This is a genomic window from Cyanobacterium sp. uoEpiScrs1 (assembly GCF_947331815.1).
Classification (GTDB): Bacteria; Cyanobacteriota; Cyanobacteriia; order Cyanobacteriales; family Microcystaceae; genus Rippkaea.
This window is the reverse complement of sequence record NZ_OX373462.1, coordinates 2,477,961-2,483,960: the sequence shown is the minus strand read 5'-3', so window position 1 is coordinate 2,483,960 and position 6,000 is coordinate 2,477,961. Positions and strand designations below refer to the sequence as shown.

The 6,000-nt window shown below is 31.9% G+C and carries 5 protein-coding genes; 2 read left to right on the top strand and 3 right to left on the bottom strand.

All coding sequences use genetic code 11. The features are described 5' to 3' along the window. The first annotated feature begins 1,160 nt into the window (after positions 1-1,160). Entirely contained in the window at positions 1,161-2,027 is an 867-nt protein-coding gene (locus OXU93_RS08640; protein ID WP_267383793.1) for a hypothetical protein, read from the top strand. Between the two features lie 178 nt (positions 2,028-2,205). On the opposite strand, the gene clpP is transcribed toward OXU93_RS08640, so the two are convergent. Beyond that, the gene (gene clpP / locus OXU93_RS08635) at positions 2,206-2,838 is read right to left on the bottom strand and encodes an ATP-dependent Clp endopeptidase proteolytic subunit ClpP (protein WP_267384875.1); all 633 of its coding nucleotides are present in this window, start codon (positions 2,836-2,838) and stop codon (positions 2,206-2,208) included. A gap of 1,416 nt (positions 2,839-4,254) precedes the next feature. On the opposite strand from clpP, the gene OXU93_RS08630 reads away from it, so the two are divergent. Beyond that, the gene (locus OXU93_RS08630; RefSeq protein ID WP_267383792.1) at positions 4,255-5,130 is read left to right on the top strand and encodes a fructosamine kinase family protein; all 876 of its coding nucleotides are present in this window, start codon (positions 4,255-4,257) and stop codon (positions 5,128-5,130) included. Positions 5,131-5,186: 56 nt separating this feature from the next. On the opposite strand, the gene OXU93_RS08625 is transcribed toward OXU93_RS08630, so the two are convergent. Both OXU93_RS08625 and OXU93_RS08620 read right to left on the bottom strand, forming a co-directional pair. After that, positions 5,187-5,573, bottom strand: coding sequence for a hypothetical protein (locus OXU93_RS08625; protein ID WP_267383791.1), 387 nt, complete (start codon positions 5,571-5,573; stop codon positions 5,187-5,189). A gap of 53 nt (positions 5,574-5,626) precedes the next feature. Next, a complete protein-coding gene (locus tag OXU93_RS08620) occupies positions 5,627-5,860 on the bottom strand; it encodes a hypothetical protein (protein ID WP_324127161.1) in 234 nt (77 codons plus the stop codon). Positions 5,861-6,000 lie beyond the last annotated feature (140 nt).

The window sequence follows — 6,000 nt, the reverse complement described above, 5'->3', positions numbered from 1 at the left end:
TTATCTATTAATCTTCCTTACTAAATGTGAGTGGATCTCATTGGTGGCTAAAATCATAAAAGAGTAGTTGCTCGGTAATTACCTAAACGGTTACGTCCTCTATACTTTGACACCTTGAAGTCAAGAAAAGTTTTTTCTTCAATGGGAAGACTGCCTAGTTAAGTCAGAAAGCTTAGCTAACTAGGATCGTGGCTTAAGTTAAATGATTGCTGTTTTTATTCTTAAGATTTAAATCTTTAAAACAGCTTAGTCAGCTTCCCCGATAAGACCTCCTTTGACAATTAAGAAGCGACTCTTTATATACTTGAGTTTGCCGCCTTATTTATTGCTGAAGATCTATATTAGCAGTGAAATTGCTCCCAGGAATTTTTTATTTTGTGCTTGATAAGTCGTGTCTTGCAAGAACAGAGTGAGAGTTGTATCTAGTGAGAAGGTCCGCTCTCATTGGAGATTAACTCTGTTCAAAGTAAGTGTGAGGAATTAAGTCGTCAACACTTTCTTTTCACAAACTAATCTAGACTTTAATTCTACCAAGGTAGGTGACACTTGCGAGGTTTATCTTTGACGAAAGTGAGGTTAGTGTTTATTCTACCTCATTTGACATCCCAGCAATAAGTTGGATAGGAACATAGCACAGTCTCCCATCCTCAGTAATGGGATATTATTACTTCATTAACTTAGTTTAGATAGGAAATAGTGTATTTTACCTTTTTCTATTTTAATACTTCCAAAATTAGTATTGCTAAACTATTTGTGAGCCGTAAATTTATCGTATTTTAACTACTGGAAAACTTTTATTTATCAAAAATCGACTTCTTGATACTTTTGACTACTTAGGAAAATACAGGCATACTTATCCCTATTAGGGAGATAATAGAATTGATTCTTAAATATTTTGGTTTATTTCGGTGCATCGATTTAGGCTTAATTGTTCCGTCTAGTTTTTAGACCCTCACCCTTAAGGTGAAAGATTGCTCTTCCAGGTATAGTAATCTCTTTGCAAGAGTAATACAAACATTTACACGAAATAAATGCGTGAAATTCATAAAACTATAGTGGATTTGTATTCAACTTATTTTCTTTTAAAACTTCTCTAATTCTATATCCTAATATAGTACAAAAAGACTGAATAGAAATAGTAGTAAGTAGCTCAAAAAATTATGTTAACTAAATTCAGAATTCTTTATCCTCAAGGTAGCATAGTAGGTGAATTAGTCACAATTAATCATGGACAATATATTGTGCGGGTCCTAATCAAAGCTGGGTCAGTTACGTTGGGGACAGGTTTAGCAGGAGCTAATACTATTGAGGAAGCTGAAGATATTGCGAGAAACCGAGCTCTAAAGTTACTAAAACTTGATAGTGTTTCTTTGGAACCTAACAATCTCAATACTTTCCAAACTCAAGATAATCATAATTCAAGTACAATATCGATGAAAATAAAGGCGCATAGTCCATCTTCTTATTCGAAAGTTCCTACTACTGAGGTGATTGATACAATCGACTCTGAAAAATTATTAGCCGAAAGTTTGACGGAAGAAACTAAAAGCAAATCTTCAAGCCATTCATTATCCATTTCCGATATCAATAAAATCGTAAATGAACCAATCGAGGAAATTTTTCCTAAACCATGGTTAACAAAGGCAGAGTCTACCAGTTTTGATGATAAATTATCTGAACCGATGGAAAAAGAGTCTCTAAGTTCTTCTCAAGTACAAGAAACATTTATTTCAACCTCAGAGATAGGTAAAATGTCAACTTCAACGACCACTATCAGTCAGGTAGCTTCAGAAGTATCTTCTTCTGAGAAAGAATCTTCTCTGACGACAATTGAAGAACCTCTTGAATTTTCAGAAATTATTGGTCGTTCTAATATAGAAATGAAACGTTTAGGTTGGACCAAAATGCAGGGACGTGAATATTTGATTCAAACTTATGGAAAGCGATCCCGTCAAGTTCTCTCCGATGAGGAACTTCTTGAATTTCTTGATTATCTCGAAAGTTTACCAACTCCTTATGAAACTTAAAAATATAGTTTAAATAAATCCACACAGAATCTTCTTTCTTGCCCCTATTTAAGGAAATAGAACATTTAAAAAGATAACTCAATAACGCTTTTAATCTAAATAAACCTAGGGGTTAACCATCTCCGTTGACCCCTACTCTTGTTTCTCCCGGATTTCTACCGGATTCCTCCCAGACTCCCTAGCTAATAGCAGTAGGGGGAGGGTTACTAGCCGAAGGACGACGGTTAATCACTTGGTCAATTAATCCATATTCTTGAGATTCTTCAGCAGACATAAAGAAGTCTCGTTCCGTATCTTGAGTGATTTGCTCAAGGGATTTCCCTGTGTGACTTGCTAAATGTTCGTTGAGTAGTTGCTTGAGATAAAGAATTTCTTTGGCTTGAATTTCAATGTCTGTAGCTTGTCCTTGGGCCCCTCCCAGAGGTTGATGAATCATAATACGGGAGTTAGGTAAACTCATCCTTTTTCCTTGGGCTCCTGCACTGAGAAGAAAAGCCCCCATGCTAGCAGCTAACCCAATACAGATGGTAGAGACATCAGGGCGAATTTGATTCATGGTATCAAAAATACCTAATCCCGCCGATACAGACCCTCCTGGAGAATTGATATACAGATAAATATCTTTCTCTGGATCTTCTGCTTCAAGGAATAACAACTGGGCAACGATAAGGTTAGCATTCTCGTCTCTAACCTCTTGTCCCAAAAAGACAATGCGTTCTCGTAACAAACGAGAGTAAATATCAAATGCGCGTTCACCACGGCCAGAAGTTTCAATAACAGTAGGAATCATAGAGTTTCTATCTTTTTGTATCTTCTCTTTGATTTTAGCGAGTTTGTTCGTATGTTGAAGCTCTTATTTTTTAAATAAGACACTCATAAATATTTTTGAATGCATCATGTAGCGTAATAGACCACGCTAAAAAAAAATTAAGTATATCTCTTAAAACAAAATTGATATTTATCAAAAAAAATAATTGATTTATTTGTATCATTATTTAATAAATAATAATAGATATTAATTATGTTCAATCTAAAACTAATTTATGCTTAATCAACAACTAAATATAAGCAAAAAATACGAGTAGTACATGCTTATAAATACTATATAGTTTTGTTAATCAATTTTGCATTAATTGTATAAGTTATTTAGCTGAGACAGACAAACTTTAGAACGTTTATAATACTCATAATAAAACTCAATGATCAAGAAAAGAATGTATAGATGTTGTATACACAATTACTTCCTGTATTCAGTTTAATGATATAGTCCCTCAGTTTTACTGAGTAACAAGATATAATGTTTTCGTAGCAAAACATTATATCTTGTTGCTTATAATGTCAAAGTTGCTTAAAATCTTAGTGTTCAATGCTTCTATAATTAATTATACTCCAAATAGACTAACCATCATTGCTGAACAGATGCCAATTGAAGCGATCAATTTCAATCTCTGATTATAAGTAATATCTACCTTAGAATACAATGCCATTAATAGTAAAATTGCATATTTCATGAAACATATAGTTTTTAAAAGAACTTCTTTTCTTAAAAATAGAGAGTTTGAATGATTAGTCAAAGGAGAAGGAGTATTAATGAATACCACAATTTCTTGATATTATACTTATAATTACATCAATTGTATTCCAGAAGACTTAAAATATACTGTCCCGCAGCAATCGGGTGTAGTGTTCGAATCAAGTATTGCTGATGAGTCCTTTAAATAAAAATATTAATCGTTTTTATTTAAAGGACTCATCATTCAAATAATAATCTTCGTCGTAAAACTTTGTCAAAATTTTGCCCTATTATTCTCAAGTACTGATACCAGTATCTATCATTTAAGGATTAATTATCCAATAAATATTATACTTTCATTAAATTTGGTATAAACTTGAGATAGTAACAATAGTGATAGTGAGTAATTTTTTAGTAAAAATATTAGTTTATGTTGTAGTAAGAAGTAAATAAATATAACAGAAGTAGTAAAAAATAGCTATTGAATATATTACTAATATCATACAAATATTAGTGAAAAAATTTAAGTCAAATTTTGTTAGAATTCAAACCATTAATATATTTAGATTCCGTTTATACTTAACTTATCTAAATTGTGTACATTCTCTAGTTTAGAAGATTCCCAATAAGCTGATCTTTATTATTTGTCTTTAAATACTTACGGTACTACTGTAGTACATTTAAATAATAAATAATTATTTATTATTTAGTAAAATGTGGACACAAATTGCTCAACATATTTCCCAGGTTACTCAACAGGAATTTCGGATTAAAAACCGACGTTCTATTAATGGAGGTTGTACCAGTCAATGTTACTCCTTAATTGGAGATAACATCACCTATTTTGTTAAAATTAATCGGGCTGCTAAGGCAAAAATGTTTGTTGCTGAAGTGTTGAATTTGAAGCATATATTAGATACCAAAAGTATTCGAGTTCCTAAAGCAATTTGTTGGGGAATAGCCGAAAATATCAGTTATATTGTACTTGAATGGATAGAATTTAGTCGAGTGACTAATCAATCTTGGAAAGAAATGGGACGTAAATTAGGGTTGATGCACTATCATCAAGGGGCTGATCAATTTGGTTGGAAACACAACAATATGATTGGTTCTATTCCTCAGATAAATATTTGGACCGATAATTGGGCAAATTTTTTTGCGGAACATCGTATTGGTTATCAATTGAAGTTGACGAAACGATGTGAAATAGATTTTCCTGAACGTACTCAAGTTGTGGAAATGGTTAGGAAACTTTTATCCGATAGAAAACCTAAACCCTCATTAGTACATGGCGACTTATGGTCAGGAAATACAGCAGCAACTACAGAAAAAGAACCGGTTATTTTAGACCCTGCTACTTATTATGGAGATCATGAAGTTGATTTAGCGATGACTGAACTTTTTGGAGGTTTTCCACATGAATTTTATAGAGGGTACAACGAAATTTTTTCTTTAGATAAAGGTTACCAAAAACGAAAAATAATTTACAATCTCTATCATATTTTAAATCATTTTAATTTATTTGGGAATGGATATGGCTACCAAGCTAAACAAATAATTAAAATGATTTTAGCTGGCACATTGCAATGAGACAATAAGATTGGATACTTCCTTTCAAGGAGATATTTTATTTTTGTTGAAAATTATTACTTAGCTTTACAATAATTATTCATTCTATTACCCATTTTTTGTTCCTTTTTACCTAATTGTTGTAATTGATGTTGCATTAACTTTATCGTATTGATATCCTTTTCTTGCAGTGCTGATATGAATTGCCTGGTTGTACGGGCGTACCCTTGATAAATATCAGCAAATTCTGATTTATATTTAACTAAATCATCATCAGAGATAGATAAATTTCTCATTTTGTCTGCTGCCTTATCAAAAGAGTCAGCCATGTGCAAAGTTTTTTGGAGATCCTCTGTCTGACGATTAGTTTTACTTTCTTTAGCAATTGCCTGAGTAATTAAAATTATTTTTGTACATTGAGAAACCATGTCATCAGAACAACTAACTAAAATCAGATTTGTCAAAATTACTAACAATGAAGTGTTTATAAAAATTATTTTAGAAAATATCATTGTAATTAAGTAGTCTTTGTTACTATGGACCGAAGAATGTTAGTTAACTCAGTTAACTGCTCCTTTGATTCACTTTGGCTATCCACTAAAGTTTGTATAGATTCAGTCAAGACAAATATTTGATGTCCTTGCTGTTGAATTTGATGTTCCTGTTGTTCTATTTTGTCAGAGATATGGTTTATTTTTGGGTTAATTTTTCTACTGTATTTGTAGTTGCAATTATGGCTTTTCCCATGCATTTTACAATATCGATTAGCTGCTTAGTTTTATCACTCATTATACACACTGTTTTTAAAAATTGAATAGACTGACATTATATAATAATTCCCATCTTTATTAAGAGTAGATTTTTTGTGTGTGAGATATTAGTTTAACAAGT

Excerpts from the sequence above, each read along its gene's own strand:
- OXU93_RS08640 (WP_267383793.1), top strand. The coding sequence starts at position 1,161 with ATGTTAACTAAATTCAGAATTCTTTATCCTCAAGGTAGCATAGTAGGT.
- OXU93_RS08630 (WP_267383792.1), top strand. The coding sequence starts at position 4,255 with ATGTGGACACAAATTGCTCAACATATTTCCCAGGTTACTCAACAGGAA.
- OXU93_RS08620 (WP_324127161.1), bottom strand. The coding sequence starts at position 5,860 with ATGCATGGGAAAAGCCATAATTGCAACTACAAATACAGTAGAAAAATT.